Origin of the sequence: Chitinophaga polysaccharea (genome assembly GCF_007829335.1) — a bacterium.
Classification (GTDB): Bacteria; Bacteroidota; Bacteroidia; order Chitinophagales; family Chitinophagaceae; genus Chitinophaga; species Chitinophaga polysaccharea_B.
This window is the reverse complement of the sequence record NZ_VIWO01000006.1, coordinates 471517-497511: the sequence shown is the minus strand read 5'-3', so window position 1 is coordinate 497511 and position 25995 is coordinate 471517. Positions and strand designations below refer to the sequence as shown.

Here is a 25995-nt window from a genome sequence, read left to right as displayed (position 1 = left end):
CGGCTATTACCTGCTAATCCAGCCATCCGGGATTCTGCCAGTTTTTACCAGTAAGCTGAAACACTTTGTTTACTTCCGACTGGTCAATAGGATACATTAAAAACCTGTCGGTGGAAGATCCTCGCCCGGTAAACTTAAAGCGGGTGTAAATCAGGTCTGTTCCGCTTTTGGTGATGCGCATACCGGTTACAAATTTATCCGTCTTGTCCAGGATTTTCCAGCGGCGCACATCAAAGAAGCGATGTTCTTCAAAGGCCAGTTCCACACTCCTTTCATTACGGTATTTTGTCTCGAAAGCATCTTTAGACAAGCCTGCTGGAAATGCCGGCATACCCGCCCTGCTGCGTACTGCGCTCACAGCATCTCTTGCGCTCATGGAAAAATTGCCGTCGGTTACAGTTACATCGGGACCAACTGATTGATAAGCTGCTTCTGCAAAGTTCAGGTACAACTCTGCCAGCCTGAATAAGCGGATAGCGCCATCCGCATTATTATTCTGATCTGATTTGAAATTGTTGAATTTCCGGAGATAGTAGCCGGTACGGGTATACTTACGGTTGTTAACAGAAATACCTTCTGTACCGTTTACAAATGTTTCTACTTTTTTCCCGGTGGGCAGATCCAGGTAACGCAATGCTCCATTGTAGTAAACAGAGGCATAGAAACGTGGGTCCCTGCCGCTGTATGGCTTTTGAGGATCATAACCGGCTGCCGGGTTGATAATAGGCTGTAACCTGTCGGCATCTGAATAGCCCAGGAAAGGCGGTTCCCCATTGGCCATTTCATACCGGTCTACCAGCTCCTGGGTAGGGCAGGGGCCTGCTTTTTCCATACCTCCTGTGCTGGGCATACCGGCATATTTCCAAACTAGCATGGGCACGCCCACCTGCAAAATGGTTTCCTTATCCCTGGCACGCTGATCATTGGAAGTAATGAAATGATACAACGCATATCCATTTTGTGCGATGCTGCCATCGGGCGTTTCGTTAAATAGCTGGTAGTCATTTGCGAGGCATTCCGACAGGGCTTCTGCAGTGATAGTTTTGGCATTGTCCCACGTATAGGTGCCGTCGGCCCATAAAGGACTAGCTGCATACGTAACAGCTTCTGATCTGATAGCATAGGCCACGGCGCGCGACATAATCCCATATTGGTTGTCGTAGATGCCCCAGGGAAATCCATTCCTCGTTGCCGGTACCATCAGGGCGGTGTCGCAATCTTTCAGGATGAAGGTGACTACTGTGCTGAAGCTGGCCTTTGTATCCTTGGAAAAATCATAATTCACTGGTAGCGGCTTGTCAAACAACGGTACGCCGCCATATCTTTTTATTAGTTGCAGGTAGTAGAGTGCGCGCAGTACATGTGCCTGTGCTACCCAGGATGCCTTTTCCTCGGCAGAGGCAATCGTCTTCGAAGCGCCTATATTTGCCAGGAAATAATTGCATTTGCGGATACCTTCATATAAGCTTCCCCACGGACTCCCATCTTCCGAAATACCGGCGTAAGTCTGGGCGGTAACGCTGCCAGAATACCAGTTACTGTATTTGGAATTGGGGGTAATATCGTCGGCATCCTGCGCTTCATCGGAATAGGAAGCGCGATCCATATAAGGTGCGGGACAATAGCCATAACAGGAATTCAGGTATCCCCTTACACGATCGTAATCATTAAACACCTCGCTCATGGTGATACGGCCGTCGCTCGGCAGATCCAATTGCTTCTGGCAGGAAAAAAGGCCTGCAACAGCTGATAATATGATGATATATTTTTTCATACCAATAATGTTATGTTAATTAAAAACCTACGCTCACACCTATGTTATATACCTTGTAAACAGGGAATGCAGTGTATCCGTCGCCTTCCGGACCAAAGTCGCCAGACTTCATATGATGCCAGGTAAACAGGTTCTGGCCACTCAGCAGTATCCTGATCTTATCCGCGCTGATACGCCGGGCAACAGATGCAGGCAATACATAGGATAGCTCAATATTTTTAAGCCGGATGTAAGACCTGTTATAACTGAAGAAATCATTGGCTTCATGGTTTACCGTTTTTTGTAATGATAATGCGGGATAGCTGATCACCTGGTGCTTATCATATCTTTCCTGGGTCCAGGCATTGGCGTGCAATGCACCAAATACGCCATCGTAGTCTGTTTCGTATACTCCTTGTCCGCCATAGATAGAAGAGAATTCACCTACTCCCTGGAACAGGAAGTTCAAGTCAAACGCTTTGTAGCGTATGCCACCGCTGATAGCATAGGTGGTGCGTGGTAACATGCCGCTGCCAATGGGGGCCTTATCACGGTCATCGATGATGTTGTCGCCATTCAAATCACGGTATTTAAGATCGCCTACGCGGGGAGTACCCATGCCATAGACTAAGTGGCTTTTCTCTATTTCATCTTTTGAATTAAAGAAACCGTTCCCATTACTATAATCTACGAGGTATCCGAATTCCTGTCCGAAAGAATATCCTTCCTCTCTTTTCCTGTAGGTATAGTCCGCTGTTCTTACGGCTTCATTCCAGCTGATAATGGTGTTTTTCTGATAGCTCAGCATGGCGCCCAGGGATATAGTTAGATGGCGGTTGATGTTTTTAGTATAGTTCGCCGTTATTTCATAGCCTTTATTTTCAAAGATGCCGGAATTTGTCTGGGGATAGTTATCCAACGGGATACCCTGGTAGAGTGGTATTTTGGAAGAAGCGCCTACCACCATATTCTCCATCTTTTCTTTGAATACATCTACGGTGATGGTCAGCGCGCGGAATAATCCCACGTCGATGCCGGCATTTTGTTTGGTAGAGATTTCTGCCTGTATTGATGGATTTCCCACCTGGTTTTCCTTAATGAGATACTGGAGATATCCGATGGGGCCGCCACCACTCATCGTTACATTATCCAGGTAGGCAAAACGGGTGAGGCCACTTTGATCGTTACCGGTTTTACCCCAGGAGGCGCGCAGTTTCAATTGGCTCAGCCAGGAGAGTCCTTTCATAAAATTTTCGTTGGAGAGTTCCCATCCTGCTGATATAGCGGGAGTAACTACATACCGGCTGCTCCTGGCGTATTGTTCAGAACCGGAATAGCCTGCGTCCAGTTTTATGAAGTACCTGTTGTCGTATGAATAGGCTGCTTCCACACCCGAGCTTACCCTATTGTAGGGCAATAATGCAGGAGAACTTACATCGGCTTTTGTAAGATTCTGATAAAACATATATCCCAATCCGCTGATGCGATGTTTGTTAAATTCCCGTTTGTAATTCAGCATAGCATTATAGGTGAGATGATAGTAATAGGAGCTTCCCTTACTATACGCAAGAGGGGTATTATTGTCACTTCCTTTTTTTACGAATGCCAGTGTATCAGGATTATCTGTCCTGATCCAACGCTCATAGTTTTGCGTGGTAGCCAGGCTGCCAACTGCGTTGGTCTGGTAAGCGAAGGTGCCTGTTAAGCTCAATCCTTTGGAGAGGAAGCTCAGATCCACATCCAGTCCCACCTGTGAAGATATATTGGTAACGGTATGCCGGTAATAACCGGAACGGTTAAGCATGCCGTAAGTAGGTGCATTAACCCTCTCCGTGGTGACCACATTCCCATCTGGTGTAAGCGGACCATAGGTAGTGGGTGGCATCTGGAAAAGACTGCCATATATAGTCGCATTACCGGAACCGGGAGTACGTTCTCTTTTGATGTTACCGCTTAAACGTAAAAATCCTTTGATGTACTTATTGAGGGTCATGTCCAGGTTAGTCCGATAGTTTACCCATACATTGTTGGCGTTGGAATTATATTTGGTCTGATCCGTTTTAAACTGTCCACCCTGGTGCATTACATTGATATTGGAGAAGAACTGTACCCTGTCATTGCCCGCTGATAAGTTTACCGCCACGCGCTGCATAAAGGCAACGTCTTTCATGTATTGTTCGTACCAGTTATTATTAGGGTATAGTTGTTTATCTGTTCCGCTGCGGTAGCCGGCTATTTGTTTTTCAGAAAATAAGTAATAATCGCCTAACCCATCATTAAATGCGGCCTGGTTCCGCATGGTGGCATAGTCGGCGGAATTGTAGAAGGTAGGTTTGGTAGTTACCTGCTGGAAAGACTGGTCCATGCGGACGTTTACTTTCAGGTTGCCTTTCTGCCCTCTTTTTGTGGTAACCACTATAATGCCATTGGCGCCTTGTATGCCATACAGCGCCTGTGTGGAGGCGTCTTTCAGTATGGAGATGGATTCAATTTCACTGGCGGAAATATATTCCAATGTCTGGTTGCTGTTGTACGAGCAGATAATGCCATCAATGATTACCAGCGGACCATTTTGCCGGGCGGAGGAAATGCCTCTTACAAAGAGGTTGGTGTTAGACCTGGATAGTTCGGAGAATGTTTCCATGGTAGTTAACCCTGCCAGGCTGCCTGCCAGCGTTTGAGTAAGATTGGCTACCGGCGATCTTTCCAGTATTTCGCCACTTACAGTTGATACCGCCCCGGTTACTTCCCCACGCAATTGCGTGCTGTAACCCAGTTGCACTACTTCATCCCGGTGGAGTGCATCCCGTTGCAATGTGGTGTCTTTTGCGGGGGTAGCAACCCGCTGCTGCGCCTGAAGCGTTGCATCCTGCGAAGCAATCGAAACAGCCGCAAAGATGAGTATGATATGGATAGTTAATTTAGCTCTCATGTTTTTGGTATTACAAGCATTTACGAAAGTGTTTACTACCAACCTGGGTTTTGCCAGTTATTTCCGGTAATGGCCTGCAGACGGTTAGCCTCCTGTAGCGGAATTGGGAGAAAGAGAAATTTATTGGTGTAATTCCTGCGCTCCGTTTCACGTACCGGCCGCCGTTTGTATTTAAAAATACCATCGGGATTGCGGGTAATTTCCATAGCAGTGACCCACTTGTCTGTTTTAGAAAGATCTCCTGTTGGTGTACACCAGCGACGTACATCAAAGTAACGGTTCTCTTCCATGGCCAGTTCTACTCTACGCTCACTATGTACCCGTTTGATCAGCGCAGCCTGGGATAAGCCTGCGGGCAGATCAGGCATGCCGGCACGTGCCCTGATTTCATTAACAGCAGCCGTTGCCTCTTCCAGCTTACCTGCTTCTGCGGCAGCTTCCGCAAAATTGAGGATCACTTCTCCCAGGCGGAAAAGTTTCCAGTTGGCGCCACCTACGGGGTTATCATTACCCGCATTGGGGTGCTGGAATTTTCTTTCGAAATAGCCGGTGCGGGTAGCTTTTCTAACGGATGAATGAATGCCGGTTTGTGGCTCGCCCACATAGGTAGCAATCACCCGAACCCTGTTACCTATGCTGCCAGGGTAATTTTCAAAGGATGCCGGCGTTTCGTTGAATGTCCACCAGGCTTTTCTTTTGGAACCATTGTAATAGATGGAAGCATAAAAGCGCGGGTCGCGGTTTTCATAAGGCTTGTCAGGGTTATAAAGTGTGTTGGCAGTATTGTAATTGGGTTGCGTATGTTTCTCATCTGCATAGGGATTATCTGTGTCGAGCACAGACAGTCCATTACTTGTTTCATAAGCGTCCACCAGTTCCTGTGTAGGGCAGGTGCCTGACTTATAACCATCCTGTGCCCCAATACCATCGATATCCCATATGTTTCCCTGCCCGTCCCTGCTCTGGTAAATAGTTTCCTTATCGGTCGGGTTGGAAGTATATGCCATTGTTTGTGTGAAATACTCATTATACAGGGCGGTATGTACATTCTTGTTGGGGCCAAGGTAGGCTTCATCAGCAAGATAAATCTGCGGCAGGTTTACCTTGTTGTATAACTGGTATCCATTTGCCCGGAGATTAGTGAGTGCTGTTTTGTTGATGGTATAGGCTTCCTGCCAGTAATCTTTTCCTGCATTATACAAGGGGCTGGCTGCAAACAGGATCATCCGGGATTTTATGGCTTCGGCCATGGCTTTGTTGACCCGGCCAGCTTCTCCGCCGGTGGTGATCCTCCAGGGTAGTTCTGCTGTTGCGAGGGCCGCATCACAGTCTTCTATAATGAATTTCACGACATCGTAATAGCTTGCCCTGGTAATTTTGGAGAAATCATCTGTAAAGTTACGGGGCTCGCGCTCTATGGGTACCGCAGCACCATACCACCGTACCAATTCTGCATAGTAATAGGCCCTGAGTAAGTGCGCCTCAGCTCTCCACCGGTTACGATCGGCCGGATTGGTAACATTGGCGCTGTCAATGCGGCTTATAAATACCGAGCAGTTACGGATAGCGTTCCAGTATCGTGCCCAGTAATCACCGTTGCCGGCGTCTGCACTGATATTAACAACAGGGTGATTGCCAGCGGAAGCGTCGCCGTTATACATGCGTCCCGCCATGATCCAGGGTTCTGCTTCTGCATCGGTATCCCATGCCTCATCGCTCCACACCACGGGACCCCGGCTCCAGAAAAAATACCTGGTGCCTTTTGCCGGCATATTATCATAACAGCTGTTTAAAAATGCGCCTACCCTGGTATTATCTGCAAAAATGTCGTTCATTGAGATCTTGCCATCCGGCGCCATATCCAGGGCCCTCTTACACGCGCCCATGGCCAATAGCAATAGTAGCAGTAAATATGTGTATATCGTTTTCATAATTGCTTTATTGTAGTATTAGAAGGTGGCATTGAATCCGAAATTCATCATACGTGTTACCGGATAGCCAATGCTATTAGTTGTTTCAGGATCAAGATGCCCCATCTTCAGCTTATCCCATGTAAGCAGGTTTTGTGCGCTCACGTATAGCCGTACAGCTTTTATACTGGCTCTCTTCAGCAACCCCGGGGGAAGTGTATAGGCTAGTTCTATATTTTTGAGGCGGAAGAAGGATCTGTCCATAATAAAAAAATCATTCGCCGTATGATTAGTATTACTTCTTGTACTCAGCGCCGGATATGTAATTTTTTCTCCCTTCGCATAGCGCTCTGCTGTCCAGGCTGTTTTGTGGTAATCAAAGTAGGTACCCTGGATAATATATTCATATACCCCCTGGTTAGCATAATTCGAGGAATACCTGCCCACACCCTGGAAGAAAACAGTGAGGTCAATACCTTTGTAACCCAGCGCCAGCATGGCGCCGTAAACGATACCCGGGATGCTGGTATATTTGATGGGGGCTAAATCTTTGTCGTCCACTACGCCGTCTCCATTCAGGTCAATATATTTGAAATCGCCTACCCGCGGGCTACCAAAACCATAGACGGTATGCGAGAGGTATTTGTCAAGTTCTTCCTGGGAATTAAAATAGCCGTTCCCGTTACTGTAATCAATTTTATATCCCCAGCTTTGTCCCAATGAAAAGCCGGTTTGCCGGTACCTGTATGCATAGGCTTCGCTATTAATGGCTTCATCGATAAACTTCACGGTGTTGTGATTATAACCAAAGTTGCCCCTGAAATTGAGATGAAGGTTCCTGGTAATACTTTTGTTATAGGTTAACTCAATTTCAAATCCTTTGTTATCTACCTCGCCCATATTGATTCTCGGGATTTTATCGAGCGGCACACCCTGTAACTGTGGGATCGTGCCGCGGCTTATCAGGATATCTGAGCGGTTTTCAATGAAGTAATCGAAGGTAATTCCCAGGCTGCCCAGTAATTCGAGGTCTATGCCATAGTTTTGCTTTCTGGCCAGCTCCCAGGTGATATTTGTATTACCCAATAATCCCTGGTTAACCCCTTGTCCCATTCCCAAACTTCCCAAAGGGCCGCTACCCATGGTAATGTCACTCAGGTAGAGGAAACGGTCGCCCCCCATTTTATCATTACCCACTTTACCATAGGAAGCCCTTAATTTCAGGTTGGTCAGAAACTGATTTCCTTTCAGGAATTTTTCATTACTGATTGTCCATCCTGCTGATACCGCAGGGAAGAAACCGTAACGTTTACCCGGAGCAAATTGCTCCGAGCCATTATACCCCATGTTGATTTCCGCCAGGTACCTGTTATCATATCCATAGGTAGCCCTTGCGGCTACGCCTACTACATTAAACGGAATCTCTCCGGACGGGGATTCCCAGTAGTCGCGCTGTGCCAATACCATACCACCCACATCATGTTTGCTGCCGAAAGTCCTGTTATAGTTGATCCCTCCCTGGATGTTAATATTATACCGCGAGTCGGCTCCTTTGGTCAGGGAAAGCCGGTTTTCACCGGAGCGTTTTAATGCATAGTTTAGCTCATCTGTTTGGTAGTTGACCTGCGCCAGGTAAAGCTGTTCTGTTTTAAAACCCTGTACGGCAGTTGTTGCTTTGGAATCATAGGAAATCATTCCTTTCAGGCTAAGACCTTTAGTGAACGTTTTGCTGAGATCCCATTCCAGTCCCAGTGTGCTGTTTAGATTGGATCTTACCTCGTTCCTGTAGCCAAATCGGTTCATAATTTCAAAGGCAGAACGGTCCAGGTAACCAGGATCTACGATCTTTCCGGCAGGCACACCAAATCCATCTATTGTTGTAGGACCCGGGGTAATCGGGAGGATGGTTTGTGCCTGGTAAATAAGATCCGTTATCATCCAGTCGGTGGAACTGCCGGGATATAAGCCTGCGGAGGGCATATTTACCTGTTCTATATAGGTGCCGGTATTTAGAAATGCTTTGAGGGTAGGCGTTATTTTATAATCGAGGTTAGACCGGAAACTATAGCGATCCAGTTTCGAGGAAGGGTCATATCCTAACTGTGATTTAGGTTCTGTTTTGAGGTTTCCACCCTGGTGAAGATAGGTGGCATTGGCAAAATAAGCTACTTTGTCAGTACCTCCGTTAAGACTTGCGTTGACGCGTGTTTGCGGGGAATACCTGGAGATGTATTCGCGGTAGTAGTCGTGATCCGGGTAAATATAGTTCCGGATCCTGGCTTTATTGGCGTAATCCGGGTCTTTAGGGTCCAGCCCTGCAAGTGGGTGGGCGTATTTATCTATTATTTCCTGTGGGAAAGGCGGGGTAGTAATGCCATCATTTTTTGCTGCTTCATTTCGTAGCGTCATATATTCGACGGAATGCAACCGTTCAGGTTCCCTGGTAAACGACGAGTAACTCTGATCTACACTAATGTTCAATTCTGCTTTACCGGGTTGTCCTCTCCTGGTAGTAATGAGTATAACGCCATTGGCGCCGCGTACGCCAAATACGGCGGTAGCGGAAGCATCTTTTAACACCGTAACCGACGCCACTTCATTAGGGTCTATCGTGCGGATATTATCACGGGGCACTCCGTCTATCAGTATAAGCGGATTGGTGCCATTGGTAGTAGCGGCGCCTCTCAGGTACATAGTGGCATCATCGCGTCCTGGTTGTCCACCACCCGACTGGATAGCAGTCAGACCTGGCAAACGCCCCGACAACGCATTTGCCAGGCTGGCAGATGAACTCTGTCTGATGTCTTTTGTTTGTACAGAAGATACTGCGCCGGTTACAGAAATCTTTTTCTGTTGCCCGTAGCCGACCACCACCACTTCATTTAATTTTTCGTTGGAAGAAGCCAGCCTTACATACATGTTTGTGCTGCCGTTTACAGCAATTATTTTCCGGTTATAGCCCATGTAACTAAAGATCAGGATGGCGTCGGGTGCTGCATCTATAATGAACCGGCCATCCCCGTTTGTTTGAGTACCCTTATCAGATCCCTGTACTTTAATGGTAACACCGGGGAGTGGACTGGCTCCGGTGGAGTCGGCAACAGTGCCTGAGATTTTAATTTTTTCCTGGGCAAAGGCCGCAAATGAGCAGCAAATTCCCAGCAGGAGCAAGTATAAGGTTGCCCTGTGACGATTAGCATTGTTTTTCATATCGTGGTCTTTTTAGACTTTTCTTCTAACGTGATTTTGGTTTGGTAAAGCTTGAATCGGTGAGCGTGTTATCGATGGATCTATTGCTATTCTTTAAAGAAGTAATTAAAGCGGCCGGCGGGCGCCACATCTCCGTTTATGAGGAAGTCTATGATATCTCCTTCCTGTTGCATATTATCCGACCATTTGAATTCGAAATCCAGCGGATTATTTCCTGTTTGTAATAATTCCCTGGGGATGCGCATTTCCAGCTGGTTGCCGGTATAACGATAATCCACCGCAGCAACGGTTTCCCAGTTCCATCCGTGTAGGGATCTTTCTAAAGTAGCTTTAGTGCCGGGAGATTTGCGATTGATCACATAGTCGTATCCTTCCCAGCCGGATTGTTTGCGGCGGTCGGTATCAATAAATAATCGCATCCAGGCGGGATCCCCGGGAGAGGTGAGTTTATCTGCTGTTTCTACAAAGAAGTATACATATTTTTTATCGCGGGCCACTTTGGCGGCCACAATATCGTTACGACCGGAAGTGTTGGTATAGTGTGTACCTGGATAGCCATCTGTATCGCGATGAAGGGTGCTACCGCGATGTGCTTTGTATTCCGGGAGTACATCGGTCCAGTCATTGAATTTTCCATCAATGTGTATGATTTTCTCCCCGGATATTTTTTTCGGGGCAGGCATGCCTTTGAAGCGGCGGATATTGGCTACCAGCTGGTAATAATAGTTATCATTATGGCCGCCTTTCATGGGTTCAATGTCCCGGCTGTTCTCCGTATCAAATTCATCGGGGAAAGCATTGGGCTGGCCGCACCATGTTTCATAGCGACCGGCAATCCATTCATTCCATCCTGTTACGAAGGCTAGTTTTACATTTTGTGTCAACACATAGTCCCATTGTTCCTGGAAGTTGAGCCCGTACTGGTGAGCATCGGGCCGGGTATCATGACCATTTTTATTTGTGTAGCTTCTACCAAAAGCGCCTTGGGCGTTCATAGGATTTAAGCCGTTGGCCTTTGTCCAGTTTTGAGAAACTCCTACTGTCATCTGCTCAAAACTGCCATCCGCATTCCTTGCAAATCCGTGCTGTGGGTATATCTCCAGCCATCCCCATTGATCGTTGCGTTGGGGACCTTTATTGTACACCGGCTGCCCGGGCCGGAAGGTGAAGAAGTTTTTTATTTCTTCACTGATATTATCCGGATAGGCCATCATGAGCGGCTTTCCCTTCCATTGAAACCAGAGATCTTTGTACAAGCCTGGCTTATACAGGTCGTTGTATACCTGGTTAATCGCGCTTTTGCTATCGTTGCTGGCGCCGAATCCCATCATAAATGCGATTTGCGGTGTGCGGATGCCATTTTTCCTGGCTTCTGTAAATACTTCACATAACTTCATGTAAGCCGACTTCCATACAATGTCGCCATTGGTACAATCAAACATGATCATATCCACACCTGCATCTGCCAGCATTTCTGCATGTTTCCATATCACCCATTTATCCAGGCTGGTATAGTAGCCAAAGAGTGGTTCATTCCAGAAGTTCATGATGTTTTCTGGCCAGGCAGGGTGGTGAAAATCATACCGCGCCTCCGGGTGTTGCTGTAAAAAAGCCGTAGTATTGTGAGGGGTTAAGTTTTTACGCTGATCCTGGTGCCAGGTCCAGTAAAACATACCCACGAACCTGTCTTTTTTTTCATCACCCACTTCTTCATAGGTAGGAAGTTTCCTGCCAAGTGCGTCTGTAGCAGGCAATGTGGCGGTATAGTTAGTCAATAGCTGCTGTGCAGAGACAATAGATGCGGGGGGTGTCAGCAGCAGGGCGCTGCTGAAAAACTTTAGCAGAACATTTTTCATGAGAGTGGAATTGATTTGGCTGATATTAACCGCTACATAATTACTCACTGTCCCACCGTAGCGTAGTCAATATTAAGAGATAAATTCAATTCCGGCAACCTGCTCTATCCTGCTCTATCCTGAACTATCCTGCGTTATCCCGCGTGGCAGCTACAGGGAGAATTGCCTTCATTTGAGATAATATCACATATCTTTAACAGACGATCTGAACAACAACACTACCTGGGCAAATGAAATACCTGACACGTACCATCTGGATACTCTCCATTATCAGTTTACTGACGGACATTGCCAGTGAAATGCTTTATCCCGTTATGCCTATTTATTTAAAAAGTATTGGATTTTCGATATGGCTGATCGGCATTTTAGAAGGAGTGGCAGAGGCCACCGCCGGGTTGAGTAAAGGATACTTCGGGAAGTTGTCTGATCATGTTGGCAGGCGTGCGCCGTTTGTTCGATTGGGCTATACTTTAAGCGCCTTGTCGAAACCTATGATGGCCTTAACCGTGTATCCATTATGGATATTTCTTGCGCGTACCGTTGACCGGGCAGGTAAGGGCATCCGCACGGGGGCAAGAGATGCGATGTTGTCAGACGAAGCAACCCCGGCAACTAAAGGCCGCGTTTTCGGTTTTCACCGTTCTATGGACACGCTGGGAGCCGTAATTGGACCGGCATTGGCCTTATTGTACCTATATTTTTATCCGGCTAACTATCGTATACTGTTTCTACTGGCATTTTTTCCGGGAGTGCTGGCCATTGCCTGCACTCTTTTGCTGAAAGACAAAGAACAACCAAAAACAGGAAATAGCACGCGGACCAGCTTTTTTTCTTTCCTACGGTACTGGAACACTAGCCCGGTTATTTATCGTCGGCTGGTGGCAGGATTGCTGGTATTTACCTTGTGTAATAGTTCTGATGTGTTCCTATTGTTAAAAATGAAACAAGAAGGATTAAGCGATACCGCAACAATAGGTGTATATATTTTTTACAATATGATATATGCCATTGCATCATTTCCACTTGGTGTGCTGGCTGACCAGATAGGCTTGAAGAAGATATTTGTTGCGGGGTTATTGTTATTCGCTATCGTATATGCCGGTATAGCTGCTGCGGGGGGCTGGTATTGGTATGGGTTGTTGTTCTTCCTGTATGGCCTATACGCTGCAGCAACAGAAGGTATCTCCAAAGCCTGGATCAGTAATATAACCAGTAAGAAGGATACTGCTACTGCCATCGGTACTTATACGGCATTTCAAAGTGTTTGCACTATGCTGGCAAGTTCCCTTACCGGTTTATTATGGTTTAAGTTTGGCGCAGGTAGTGCACTGTTGACTACAGCAGCGATTGCATTCATGGTAGTGATTTATATTTTAATCACCGTTCCTGCACCGAAGAACTTTAATACAGACAAAGCACTCCGTTAAGAATATCAAAGCCACACCGAAGGGTATATCTTCAGGCAGTTCCGCTAAAGTTATTGGCTTTAAATATTTCCTTGGCAATAAGCCTGCTGTTCTTTTCAAATGTGATCAAAGTACACATCCTGGTGCCAATTACCTCCATTGCATCGCCTACTTCAATAAGACTTAACCGCAGCAGGCCCAGTTTGTCGCAAGCCATTTGTTTCCATATTTCAGCGGCCAGTTCTTTGTCTTCACCAATTTTAAATGTACAGAAATTTGACCAGCCATTCAGTATTTTCATATCGGCTTCAATAACATAGTAATGCTCCATAACATTGCAGATTGTGCCAGTCGGAAAGGCAGTATTTATCTATCTTCCAATACTGCCTCCCGCTGGGCTTGTAAGAATTTTAAACAGCGCACCGCCGTAGAGGCTCTTTTCCCAATTATACCGAAGTAACCGCACTTGCTTCTGAATAAGTTCAAGCACGCTATCCACTTTCACTTGTTCGCGTGTGCCTTTGTTGGTATAAGACCATACATAAGTTGAATCGTACCTGATAACGTTACCATTACTGTCAATTTATTTATTGGCCTTCCAGGATACTTGAGGTTGATTTTTTACGGTTGTATCACCTTTGCTATAATTATTTTTTTTGTTTTCTCCTGGCCATTGCATCCAATACTGGCTATCATGAGATAGGTCACGAACACAACGGTTTTCATCTCTTATGTGCATCAGAGAAATTGAGTACAATGCAAATAGGGGACTCTATATTACTATTGTAGATAAGATTTACAGAAACAGCTCGCCTGGTTGGAAGATCTTGGTTACAGCCACTATACACTGGATAATTTGTCTGTGGAAAAAAGTACGTTCCTTTTTCAGTAAAGAAAAGGTTTAGTCTACATTGGTACAACATCAAGAGCCTTATGGACAGGCTGATTAGCCAGATGGCTCAAACTTTATGAAAAATAATCGAGTAGAAAAAATAATCAAATGCATGTTATTGTATTCGCAATATGGTTTATATTCACAGTCGTTAAACAAAAATTGATTTTTTGTCGGATGCCAATATTCAGTACTTATAGATAACGGGTAAATTACTATTTTATGAAAGCACCACATTTACTTTCGTGATATATCAAATCTCAAAACCTTCTTTATAATTTATGTTATACTAGTAAAGTTTGTTTGTTAACAGTACTACTTATAAAAGCCTAAACAACTTTTATTACTGGCACTTATTTTATACACACATATATATTATTTGTTAACTAAATATATAATAATGAGAAACATTTTATTAAGTGGATTACTTCTTATTGCCGTTGGCATGCAAGCCTGCAAGAAAGAGAAGATAGTAATCGGACAATCAGGAAAAGAAATCCCAGATATTTCTATTAATACGCTCAAGGAATTTGTCGCCCAAAAAAATAGTTTGAGTGTTAGTGATGTAAAATATGATGAAAAGCATGGGTATTTTTCTATTTATAACGTCAATACGATAAAATTTGAAACGGCGTTATCTGATTTTATAAATTCAAAACAATTAGAAAATGAAAATAAATAAACTATTATTCGGATTCACTTTTCTTTTTGTTCTGGCAACATTAGAAACAAAGGCTTTTTTTTCCTTAAAAGACTATAGTGTAGCGCCGAATAATAAAGGTGCTCTTCGTATAAATCCAGGGAACCAAACTCAATTTGATGCATATTTTCAAATTTCATTTATAGGGAGCGAAAATATCTCATGCGAAATAATTTATGTGGCTCATGATCAATCTGAGACACTCGTATTGGCTGGACCAAAATCTATCAATACGAGTGCAGGGGGAGCTAATTCCGGTACGATTGATGTACAAATGAATTCGATCCTTCCAGCCAATAAAACCAAAGGGTCTATTTATATACGCCTTAAAACTACCTCATCTACTGTCCTGAGTCAACCAATCGAAATATATGATAGTAGCATTCCTGTTAATCCTCCTGGAGGTATAGAACAGAAGATCAGATCAAGTATTGCTCCTAAGGGGTCTCTCAAAGAAGAAGTATATCAAGAGCGCATAGGTCGGGAGCCGTCAACACTTCCTCCGACGGGTATCTATTTAACTTATACCATTACTTCCGACAATGGAGACGGGTATTTTGATTTAAGTAGTAATCCAAATCCTGTCGGAAATACAAAGGTAATACGCAAAGAATTTTATGCTTATACTTCTCTAGTAATGGGAACTGTACCTGTGTATAAGTTTACAGAAAAAAATAATCCTCAGAAAATTATTTATACAACAATAAGAGCGCAGGATGAAAGTATCTGGGAGTTTAAAGAAATAGCCTTCTATGCCTATGATGCCGAAAGTTATAGAAGAACCGGATTGTTAAACGAACACATAAGGTTTCCCAAACCAGTTTATCTGATTCAACACGAAACAAATTTCCCTTGGGTAAGTGATCCAAGAACCTTTTATGGGGTAATACCTGCTGCTATAGGTGGGGAATGGCGGCAGCCCAGTTATATACAAGCTGCGTTTCTTGCCTGGCCGGCCTATTCTGTAGCAAGCAATGGAGATTTTTTAGATGGCGTTTATGAGTTAAGGGTGAGAAGTACAAATAAAGTGTTGGGTTCAATGGCGAATGATGCAATAGTTCAACAGTCCACTTCGGATCGTGGATCAACGCAAGGTTGGTTATTTACAAGACAAGGGGACGGGAAAACTTTTAAAATTTCCGCAGTGAATTCAGGATTAGCCTTAACTGTTGCTGGAGGAGTAGGGGCGATAAAGTCAGGAGCCAACATTGTTCAAAGTCCTTGGGTTGATCGCGAATATCAGAAATGGACAATAGAGCCAGGAGGTGATGGTTTCCTTAATATCAAGATAATGAATGATAATTTGATCTTGAGTATAGAGGGAAATGCCGGTTGGGATGGAGCACCTGTTATTTTATGGACACCACAACGACAAACCAATGAAGAGTGGACATTGAAAAGACTTTAGGACATGTCTGAACAGGACCACAGAAAACCTGCGCTAGTCGCAGGTTTTCTTTTTTTAATCAAGGCTTTCGGATTAAGGTCTGGTAACAAGAGGTAATGTCGCAAGGCATTCTCCCAATAGCCGCTAATCAGTTTATGACGAGTGGCAGCTGTAGGCCAAACAGCATAAGAGGATCCGTAGTTTTCATGTGTTTTACGAAATTTAGTGTAGATGTAATTGTAATTAACGGGTAAATCAAACGTGGCAAATGATTGTATCCGCTTCAAATTCAAACTTCTCATTTCATATCCTTTTACAGTTAACAAAAATCTTGGGGGTACTATAAATATACGGAAATGAATACACTGTTCCCAAATCTTTTGTGGTTGTATTATCCTGCTAGGAGGGGGGAGAAAGGAAGAATCTATAATTATAATCGTACTTTAGCAAATGACAGTTAGCCTTAATAAAGTACGATAAGATTGAACGAAAATTAATCGGAACTCGACTAAATGCTCGACTTAAAATAGAAAACCCGCGACTAGCGCGGGTTTGTAAAGATCCTTGCGGACCGGACGGGACTCGAACCCGCGACCTCCGCCGTGACAGGGCGGCATTCTAACCAACTGAACTACCGATCCTCGCTACAGATAAGCCTTTCAGCCGATCTATATCCCCCGATTGGGATTGCAAATGTAGCAACATTATTTTTAATCAACCAAATAAATTTGCAAAAAAATTAAAATTTCTTGTTCCATGCAGCGATGTCCGGACAGTGACTCACTGCTGCCGCAAAGGATTCGGTTTGCCCGTAACGGGTTTTCAACAGCTTCCGGTAGGGAGAATAATAGTGGTTGTTATCCGTTTTAAACAACTGTACGGCCTCGTCGCAGGCAGCCAGCATGATGGTAGCCTGGGCAGCCATCTCTTTATTGCTGCCTGCCAGCGCCAGGGCCTGATGGTACAGGCGAATAGCATCTGTGCATTCATAGTAGCTGTAATAATAGGTCATATCATTGGGCGAAAACCTGAACCCAGCCCAACGAAAGTGACTTATGGAAGGCCGCTCAGAATACCATTTACCATAGCTAAACATCATCCAGGCTTGCCCCGGCCGGGAAATATTATAAAATGCGTTGCCCAGTAATAAGGATAGCCGTGTTTTATCTTCATCACGCCGTGCCGCTGCCAGGGTATCCATCAACGCTATCATGTCCCGGAGCACCAGCTTTTTGCTGCAATAGGGATAATCAGGGTAGGGAGTATTGTCAATATGCAGCAGGGGGCGTGCTTTACCGATATAGCGATGGCCAACATAATCCGGGTAAGCATAGTTGTCTTCCCAGAAGCATTCATCTACCCTGTTGAAAGTGGCCAGCGCATCGCGGTATTTTTTCTGCCGCAATTGTATGGTGCCTTTCAGGTCCAGGTAATAGTTATCATCGGCCCATGCTTTCGGCGTAATCAATTGCTCGAAGCGGGTTTTATGGGTATTATGTTTGAAAGCCAGCAAGGAATCCATTGTTCCGGGAGTCGCATATTTATCAAAAAAAGCAATTTGCCGGTATGGATCCGGATCAGCGTCATTCTCATCATAAAAACTACTCCAAATCCCATAGTAATCGTTGATTAACAGATGTGCTTTCAGGAACAATAACCCCGCCTTTACCATTTCTCCTTTTGCTTTCATCTGCCAGCCCAGCGCCTGGTATAGCTGGGAAATGCTGGGGGCAGGCGTACTTTCATATCCTACCGTTTGGAAATTGTAAGTCTCTTCTCCACACCTGATAACCCTGCTGAGCTGCTGAAAGAGCGTATCCTGTACCGCTGCCTTTGTAACGTCAGAAGTATATATCTGGTTGATGACCTGAGCAATGGCCTGTTGCCGGATATAGCGTGGGTGCGTGGTATGCATGGTACGCAGCAGGGCCGCTGCTTCGTGGTATTGACGATCTAACTGGTATAAATACACAATCGCCAGGGTAAGCAGGTCTTTATATGGACCGGGGGCAGATTGCATAGAAATGAAATGCGTTCTTACTGCCCGCATATACTGTTGGTCTTTTTCCCGGTTTATCCTGGCATATTTGCCTGGTGGCCCGGACGGAAATTGCAGCAGCCGTGGTGTCAGTAGCCAATCCTCCAGCTTGTTCACTTCCCGGCAAATCAGCAGTGGCAGGTATTTATTACGGGGCTCCGTTTTACTGATCTCCTGGATTTCCGGTAGCGCCCTGCCGGGATTTTTGATACTCAATACCACATTCACCAGGTTGCGTGTAGCCGTTTCCGATATGGTTGGTTTCAACTGCAACAGTTCCTTTCTTGTCAGGTACCGGAGGGCGAACGGCTTTTTTTCCTCGCTGTGGTCAAAGGCTTGCAGCATAGCCAGTTGTGCGTCACGGGGTGAGTGCAGCGCCTGCGCATAATAGGTCAATCCCCAATCGGCCACAATCGTTTTTTTATGAAGCAGGTATTTTTCATACCATAACACTACTTTCGACATACTGACCGATGTTGCTGGCCGGGTGGCAGCAAGCAACGCATAAAAGCTCAGCTTAATGGCCTGGAAGGCATAACGCTCCTGCAGGAAGGAGGAGGATAGCTGTTCGCATTGCCGGATAGCAGTACTGGCCAGCGAATCATAAAATGCCGTATTGTAGGAGTCGCTATGTTCCTGCCAGGGATCAGTAGCATCCGACTGTGTGAACTCAATTGTCTTAGCAAACGAAAAATAGTCCAGCGCCTTTTTATTTTGTGGCAGTAGCAGCCATTTTATAAAAGGATTTTCTACCAATGAAGAATGTTTAATAGCATACAGAAAGTTGTCTGCAGTCATGGCATACTGCACTTCATAAACATCTTTTTCACTCACCTGTTTGCCGGTAAACTGTCGCCATTCTTCACAGTTACGGTGATTATCCACCTTCAGAGGATCGGTGTCGTAAGCCGAAGTAAACGCCTGGGTGTAGTAATAGGGCTGCAGGTTATCCATGTTGGCCAGGTAGCTTCGGAACAGCATCACCCTGCACTCATCCGGCATATACTCCGGGCCGCAGCTATTGGTGCGTGTAGCAGAGAGGCAGATCAGCAACAGGCTACCGGTAGCGATCAAAAGTTTCCTGGATAACTTTTTCATATTTGTTAATTGTAGGGAGATGCCAATGATAGAAAGCAATGAATTGATAATCCGGGATACGCCGGGTCATCAACGCAATAGCGGTCTTCAATTCAGTAGTGTCGGGATATTCCATGCGTAATTGATCGCCTTCCCGGAAATAAGTGTTGTCAATCACCGTATCCCGCTGAAAGCGGTAGCGATGCGGCGATGTTGTAGTCAGCAAAGTAGTATCAGCCACAAATTGCTCCTCCTGGTGTACAATGCTTTTAAACTGGCCATCGCGGAACCAGGCATACCAGCCAAAAGCAGGGAAAGCCAGGTCTAATGGTAAAGGATATTTTTTCCCATTGAGATAGGCGCTTAATGTTTTCAAGTCGAAGATGGAGTTACACGTACCATCGGTACTAACCTTACCGAGATTGTAGCACATCAGCATCCCCTTATCTACCGGAGGTATACCCATTTTTTCGGGGTAACGGTAGGGGTATAAGCGAATCGTGGCAGACACACGGGTACCGGGAAACTGCTTTTTGAACGCTTCCAGGAACTGGAAATATTTTTTCCGGGTGCTCGCTGTCCAGTCACAGTCGATCTGTATTTCTTTGGGAAAGAAGGAGGCACTTCGAGTATTCATCGCCTTGATCTTCCGTGCCATTTTCCCGGCCAGCAAAGGGCCATCCGCTTCCGGCTGCATCTCAAAAGTACGGTTGGTGATAAACACCACGGGAGTAATGTCAATCCCATAAAAGTCATTTCCGGGATCATCGCCATTCAGCGCCCCCCGAGGTACTGCCATATGAAGCGACTCGCTCCAGTCAACATCAAAATAATGAAGATAAATGCGGCCAGTTTGCCAGCTCTTCAATTGTTCTACCTCTTCGGAAGACATTTCAAACGTTGGCTTCCAATAATAAAAGGAATGACTGTTCTGGTGCGGCTTTCTCGGCTTGCAGGAAAAAAGCAGTAACAGTAAGAGATACAGGCAATATCGCTTGGGATACATGGAGTAAAGAAGTGTACCTTAAAGCTAGATGGTTTTTTCGACATAACCTCCTTGTTATCTAGCGCAAATTTTGATGTATTTTAAGTATTTTACATGTCACTTATATACCCGACATCAGACCCATAAAAAATTCCCTGATCCATGAATAACACCGGAATGATAAGCCTGGTCATTACCATCGCCAACGTCATTTTCTCCATAAAAGGATTTAAAAACCGCGCTTTCTTCGATAAATACGCTTTCAGGGTAGAAAGGATATTGTTGTTTAAGGAGTATTACCGGGTGGTGACTTCCGGCTTTCTCCATGTCAACTGGCAACACCTGATCTTTAACATGTTGTCATTGCTGGCCTTTAGCTGGCTGCTGGAGGCCGACCTGGGAGCAGGCGCCTTTTTGCTGATCTATTTCGGAAGCCTGGTCGGGGGCGACTTACTATCGCTGTTGATACACCGGCATACGGGCGATTATAGTTCCGTTGGGGCCTCCGGGGCAATATGTGGGGTTATCTTCGCTTGCATTGCGCTGTTCCCGGGTATGGAAGTAAGCTTCTTTGGCCTCCTGGCTATACCTGGCTGGCTCTATGGTATTTTGTATACGGGTTACGCGATCTACGGTATTACCTCCCGCCGGGATAATATAGGGCATGATGCCCATCTCGGCGGCGCTTTGGTAGGTATGGGCCTGGCCGCAATCATAGCGCCACAGGCTATGCTGGCCAACCTGGCTACCTGTATCACCATTATAGTGCCCTGCATTTTTTTTATGTATGTCATTATCTCTAAGCCCCATATACTCCTGGTGGATAATTTCTTCTACAAACAACATCACGTGGTGGGAGATATCGACGACAGGTATGTTTTTGAGAGGGCCAACCGACAGAAGGAACTCGATGCTATTTTAGAGAAGATCCATCAAAAGGGGATCAACAGCCTGTCTAAAGCTGAAAGAGAGAAACTTGAAAGATATTCACAACAGATAAAATAAAGAGGCCTCCGGCCTTTACCTGAGAAAATACTGCCAATACCCGCATCGGTACAGGCAGCATCTCCCAGTCAGGCAAATGCCGGAGACCCGTTGTATCTGAAACCCACATCATCTGTTTCTATGAAAGCAATGGTGAAAGCCGGATGACGCTAAAATTACGCAGTCAGTAATGTCCAGCCAACTTTCTGACTACATCTATATTTCATCATATTTGCATACCTGATTGATTATTAATAAATTTAGACTACATCATTACTACATCACAACATCTAACTCCTGTTTATGAAACCAGTGTGGTTGTTTTTTTTGTGGGTCATCGCCTGTTTGCCGGTAGCCGGGCAAAACACGATTGGATTGCCCCAGATGATTAATTACAGCAAAAACGATTATCACGCAGGTACTCAAACCTGGGACATTAAACAGGATAGCAGGGGCATGATGTATTTCGCCAACAACGAGGGGATGCTCACCTATGATGGCAGTCACTGGAAAGTGTACGCATTGCCCAACAAAACGATCGTTCGTGCGCTGGCCATAGATAGTACCGACCGCATTTATGCCGGCGGGCAGGGCGAAATCGGCTATTTTACGCCCGGCGCCAACGGTAATCTTGTTTACACCTCTCTCAGAAACCTGGTACCGGCCGCTTATAATAAGTTTGCCGATATCTGGAAGGTGGAGATCTATAAAGAATCTATCTTCTTCCAGGCATCGGACCGCATCTTCGAATACCGCAACAATACCATCAGGGTATATCCCAATGAATGGATGTACCTCAAACGGGTAGGCGATAAGTTATATGCGCAGGATAAGCGTAATGGGCTCATGGCGTTTAAACAGCAGGAATGGCTACCTGTAAATACCGGCCCCAAAATGAATAACCTGCTGATATCAGGAATGGTGGATATAGGGAACGACAGCCTGTTGATCAGTACCCAAAGGGATGGCCTGTATTTTTTATATCGCGATGTTATCGTGAAGCATCAACCCTTTATTGCCGGCAGCAATATTAATACAGCCGCCCGGATTAATACCACGGGATTGGTAGCTGGCACCTCGGCTGATGGCTGTATAATTTTTGATCTGAATGGGCAGATTATACAAAAGATTTCCCGTGTAGAAGGATTGCAGAATAATGACGTCATCAGCATATTTCTCGATAAAAACCAAAACCTGTGGACGGGTCTTAATAACGGGATCAGCTTTATCGCCTATAATGCAGCCATTAAATACATTGCCCCCAATAAAAACAATGAGGTATCCGGACATAGTGCCCGCATATTTAATAATGAACTGTATATCGGTACCACCGATGGAGCCTGGTATGTGCCACTGGCTACCACTTCCGGCGATCTTAGTTTCTCCAAAGGAGATTTTACCCATGTTAAAAACAGCAAATCAGAGGTATGGCGCCTCGATGAAGTGAATAATCAGATACTGATGGCACAACATGGCGGCGCTGCCCTGCTCCGGGATCATAGCAGTGTTACCTTGTCTGACAACACAGGCGCCTGGTTGTTTAAACCTGTTTCATCGGTGTTTCCAGCCCACAATATCCTCGTTGGCACGTACACCGGCATCCGGATGCTGGCCTTTAACCAAAACAAATTCACCGACGCAGAACAACTGGAAGGCATTTCAGAATCGCTGCGCTTCCTGGAAATAGATAATAATAACACCATCTGGGCTTCACACCCTTACCGCGGCGTGTATAAATTACAGTTGTCGACAGATGGTAAAGCTATCAGCTCCCGGCTTCTTACGGATAGCGCCGGCCTGCCTTCTGCCCTGGGCAACTATGTGTTTAAAATCAAAAACCGGGTAGTATTTGCTACCAGCAAAGGGATATATGAGTTTGATGCCGCTACCGGCCGGTTTATCCCCTCCGCATTCCTCACGCCCATATTCGGTAATATGGAAATACGCTATCTGAGTGAAGATGCGGAAGGCAACATCTGGTTTTGCAGCGGTAAAACCATCGGGGTGGTCAACTTTCACCAGCCCTCCGGGAATAAATCCTTTGCCATTACCTGGATACCGGAGCTGACAGGCAAAATCCTGCTGGGCTTCGAAAATATTTATCCCTTTAATAAAGAGAATATTTTCATCAGTTCCGAAAAAGGAATGATCCACCTGAACTATGAGAAATATACCACGAATAAGCAGGTGGTAAAGGTATTGCTAGGCCAGGTGAAAACCATTGGAAAGTCCGACAGTATTCTTTTTGGCGGCTACTTCCACCAACGCAATGCAACGGGCTATTACCAGGATGAACAGGAAATTTTTTCTCTGCCAAAAAATTATAATTCCTTTCATTTTGAATATAGTTCCCCCGCCTATGGACTGCAAAACAACATCGAATACAGCTACCAGCTGGAAGGATATGATCACCAGTGGTCGGCCTGGTCGGCGAAATCAGAAAAGGACTATACCAATTTGCCGGACGGTAAATATGTTTTCAAAATAAAAGCACACGATAATCTCGGGCATGAATCGGACGTGGTGAACTATAGCTTTGTGGTAAGGCCCGCGTGGTACAAAACAACCTGGGCCTACCTGTTATACGTAGCATTGTTCCTGGGACTCCTTTACCTGGTGAATCGCTGGCAGGAGAGAAGCCTGCGCAGACAGCAGCAACGTTTCGATGAAGAGCAGCAACGCCTGAAATACATATACCAGCTGGAGCTGGAAAAGAATGAAAAGGAAATCATTAAACTGCAAAACGAGAAACTGGCCAGCGAAATACACTTTAAAAACAATGCCCTGGCAGATGCTTCCATGCACCTGGTAGAAAGAGGCGATGCGCTGGTAAAAGTAAAAGATATCCTGGCAGCAGTGTATAAGAAAAATGGCAATAACCCGGAGATAAAAAATGCACTGGGATTATTAAATGATGTGGAGAAAAATAATGATAACTGGGAACAGTTCGCTGCTCATTTCGATGCTATTAACAACAACTTCCTGAAGAAGCTGAAAGCCGCATTCCCGGCATTGACGCCTACAGATCTTAAAGTATGCGCTTACCTGCAACTGAAGCTATCCAGCAAAGAAATTGCCCAGCTGATGGCTATTTCAGTGCGTGGCGTGGAAATTAAGCGTTACCGCTTAAGAAAGAAACTCAACTTACCCACGGCATTATCAATATCGGATTTCCTGAATGAATTTGCCGAAGCAAAAGCTGATTGATCGTGAACACCTACCGCGTCATTTGACTTTGGTAAACATGTAATGACCCTTTATATATTTATTGAGAAAAGTGCCTTTGGAAGTGGCTGATTTCATGGCCTGGTATACGGTTTCCGGTACTTCTCTGTAATCGTATATCATCCCGGATACAAATACGATCCGCAGGATATGCTCTGTAGCATGATAATCCATATGGGCTACAACGGTAGAAGGCATACCTGTGAGGCCACAATTACCATACCTTAAGCCTCTCTTTTTTATAATACAAAATTAACAGTTATTTTAAATGTTTATCCATTTACATGATAATTATATCAGACTAATTAAAATTTTCATAAAAGTATCGTAGAATTTAAGAAAGTTTGGTTATCTTGAATGTACAGTCATTTGATCGTGCTGTTTCACTTGTTATTATTTGATGTAGATTTAAGCCAAAGCAAACAATAAATCTAGATGGTGCCTGATCGCCAGGAAGTTTACAAAAAGACGTTATTAAAGCAGCTGTACTTCAAGAGAGAGCTCTCTTGTGCCGATTTGAGCGTACTCACCGGCAAAAGTCTGCCGCATACTACCAGGGCATTGTATGAACTGGTGGAAAGCGGGCTAGTGCTCGAATCCGGCTATGCCATGTCTACTGGTGGCCGCCGCCCGCAGATGTATTCCATAAAACCGGATTTCATGTATATCCTCGCGGTAGCGATGGACCAGTTTGTGACCAGCATCAGCATCATGGATATGCACAATAACATGATCGGAGAAGAACACCTGGTACAACTCGACCTGTCAGCGCATCCGAAGGCCATCAACATCCTTGGCGAGGAACTGAAAGCATTCATCGACCGATCCTCAATCCCCCGGGAACAATTTGCAGGTATTGGTATCGGAATGCCTGGATTTGTAGATGTGAAGAAAGGCATTAACTATTCATTTTTTAATACCGATTTTTCCAGCATCAATAAATACCTCCAGGCGCAGACCGGTTTACCGGTGATTATCGACAACGATTCCAGCCTGGTGGCGTTGGCCGAATGGAAACTCGGTGCAGCGCGCGGCAAACAAAACGCGCTGGTCATCAACATTGGCTGGGGAATCGGTCTCGGCATGGTGCTCGATGGCCGCCTTTTCCGCGGTGAAAACGGATTTGCCGGTGAATTCAGTCACATACCATTGTTCACCAACAACAAGATTTGCAGTTGCGGTAAAATGGGATGCCTGGAAACAGAAACCTCCCTTTCTGTTATCGCAGAAAAAGCAGTAGCAGGCATACAGGAAGGCCGACCCACAGTGATGAAAGGCCTGTCGATGGAAAGCCGCGATGAAGCCTTCCGCAAAATAATGGCCGCCGCCAACAAAGGAGATAAATATGCCGTGGAATTATTGTCGCAGGCAGGTTACCACATCGGAAGAGGGATCGCCATACTGATACACGTATTGAATCCGAACCGGATCATATTGAGTGGAAGAGGAACCCTGGCCGGAAAGCTATGGTTGGCCCCCGTACAACATGCACTAAATGAAAATTGCATACCTAAAATAGCTGAAAGTATAGAACTAATGGTATCGCCACTCGGATATGCAGCAGAACGGCTCGGCGCCGCCGCCCTGGTGATGGAACATTTCGATTCCCCCCAACTGTATAAAGTATAATCACGTTTACT

General features: G+C 45.3%; 15 protein-coding genes and 1 tRNA gene. 6 read left to right on the top strand and 10 right to left on the bottom strand.

The window, feature by feature from the left end; translation table 11 throughout:
• Window positions 1-13 precede the first annotated feature (13 nt).
• The 5 genes from FHW36_RS21435 to FHW36_RS21415 all read right to left on the bottom strand — a co-directional run bounded on the left by FHW36_RS21435 (window position 14) and on the right by FHW36_RS21415 (window position 11661).
• On the bottom strand, window positions 14-1774 hold the full coding sequence (locus tag FHW36_RS21435; RefSeq protein WP_145671684.1) for a RagB/SusD family nutrient uptake outer membrane protein: 1761 nt from the start codon (window positions 1772-1774) through the stop codon (window positions 14-16).
• 19 nt (window positions 1775-1793) lie between these two features.
• Window positions 1794-4685, bottom strand: coding sequence for a SusC/RagA family TonB-linked outer membrane protein (locus FHW36_RS21430; protein WP_145671682.1), 2892 nt, complete (start codon window positions 4683-4685; stop codon window positions 1794-1796).
• 35 nt (window positions 4686-4720) lie between these two features.
• Window positions 4721-6616 (bottom strand): RagB/SusD family nutrient uptake outer membrane protein, encoded by a 1896-nt coding sequence (locus FHW36_RS21425; protein ID WP_145671680.1) that lies wholly within the window; start codon window positions 6614-6616, stop codon window positions 4721-4723.
• An 18-nt stretch (window positions 6617-6634) separates the two neighbouring features.
• Window positions 6635-9805, bottom strand: a complete 3171-nt coding sequence (locus FHW36_RS21420; RefSeq protein WP_145671678.1) for a SusC/RagA family TonB-linked outer membrane protein — start codon at window positions 9803-9805, stop codon at window positions 6635-6637.
• Window positions 9806-9891: 86 nt separating this feature from the next.
• Complete coding sequence (locus FHW36_RS21415; protein ID WP_222429140.1) at window positions 9892-11661, bottom strand: DOMON domain-containing protein; 1770 nt, start codon at window positions 11659-11661, stop codon at window positions 9892-9894.
• A 230-nt stretch (window positions 11662-11891) separates the two neighbouring features.
• On the opposite strand from FHW36_RS21415, the gene FHW36_RS21410 reads away from it, so the two are divergent.
• Entirely contained in the window at window positions 11892-13088 is a 1197-nt protein-coding gene (locus FHW36_RS21410) for an MFS transporter (protein WP_145671676.1), read from the top strand.
• A gap of 31 nt (window positions 13089-13119) precedes the next feature.
• On the opposite strand, the gene FHW36_RS21405 is transcribed toward FHW36_RS21410, so the two are convergent.
• Window positions 13120-13398, bottom strand: a complete 279-nt coding sequence (locus tag FHW36_RS21405; RefSeq protein WP_145671674.1) for a hypothetical protein — start codon at window positions 13396-13398, stop codon at window positions 13120-13122.
• 961 nt (window positions 13399-14359) lie between these two features.
• On the opposite strand from FHW36_RS21405, the gene FHW36_RS21400 reads away from it, so the two are divergent.
• Window positions 14360-14641 (top strand): hypothetical protein, encoded by a 282-nt coding sequence (locus FHW36_RS21400; protein WP_145671672.1) that lies wholly within the window; start codon window positions 14360-14362, stop codon window positions 14639-14641.
• Complete coding sequence (locus tag FHW36_RS21395; protein ID WP_145671670.1) at window positions 14628-16067, top strand: RICIN domain-containing protein; 1440 nt, start codon at window positions 14628-14630, stop codon at window positions 16065-16067. Before FHW36_RS21400 ends, FHW36_RS21395 begins: the two co-directional genes overlap by 14 nt.
• 546 nt (window positions 16068-16613) lie before the next feature.
• On the opposite strand, the gene FHW36_RS21390 is transcribed toward FHW36_RS21395, so the two are convergent.
• The 3 genes from FHW36_RS21390 to FHW36_RS21380 all read right to left on the bottom strand — a co-directional run bounded on the left by FHW36_RS21390 (window position 16614) and on the right by FHW36_RS21380 (window position 20053).
• Window positions 16614-16687 (bottom strand) — tRNA-Asp (locus FHW36_RS21390).
• Between the two features lie 98 nt (window positions 16688-16785).
• Window positions 16786-19182: a hypothetical protein gene (locus FHW36_RS21385; RefSeq protein ID WP_145671665.1), complete on the bottom strand. Its 2397-nt coding sequence runs from the start codon at window positions 19180-19182 to the stop codon at window positions 16786-16788.
• On the bottom strand, window positions 19142-20053 hold the full coding sequence (locus tag FHW36_RS21380) for a hypothetical protein (RefSeq protein ID WP_186452554.1): 912 nt from the start codon (window positions 20051-20053) through the stop codon (window positions 19142-19144). Before FHW36_RS21380 ends, FHW36_RS21385 begins: the two co-directional genes overlap by 41 nt.
• Window positions 20054-20308: 255 nt before the next feature.
• Between FHW36_RS21380 and FHW36_RS21375 the strand changes: the two genes are divergently transcribed.
• Window positions 20309-21151 (top strand): rhomboid family protein, encoded by an 843-nt coding sequence (locus FHW36_RS21375; RefSeq protein ID WP_145671653.1) that lies wholly within the window; start codon window positions 20309-20311, stop codon window positions 21149-21151.
• Between the two features lie 282 nt (window positions 21152-21433).
• Window positions 21434-24337 (top strand): triple tyrosine motif-containing protein, encoded by a 2904-nt coding sequence (locus tag FHW36_RS21370; RefSeq protein ID WP_145671651.1) that lies wholly within the window; start codon window positions 21434-21436, stop codon window positions 24335-24337.
• Between the two features lie 18 nt (window positions 24338-24355).
• Here the strand turns inward: FHW36_RS21370 and FHW36_RS21365 are convergent, their stop codons facing one another.
• Window positions 24356-24553 carry a KTSC domain-containing protein gene (locus FHW36_RS21365; protein ID WP_145671649.1) on the bottom strand — a complete coding sequence of 66 codons (198 nt, stop codon included), beginning with the start codon at window positions 24551-24553 and terminating at the stop codon, window positions 24356-24358.
• Window positions 24554-24790: 237 nt separating this feature from the next.
• Here FHW36_RS21365 and FHW36_RS21360 point away from each other — a divergent pair, with 237 nt between their 5' ends.
• Window positions 24791-25984, top strand: a complete 1194-nt coding sequence (locus FHW36_RS21360) for an ROK family protein (protein ID WP_145671647.1) — start codon at window positions 24791-24793, stop codon at window positions 25982-25984.
• The last annotated feature ends 11 nt before the right edge of the window (window positions 25985-25995 follow it).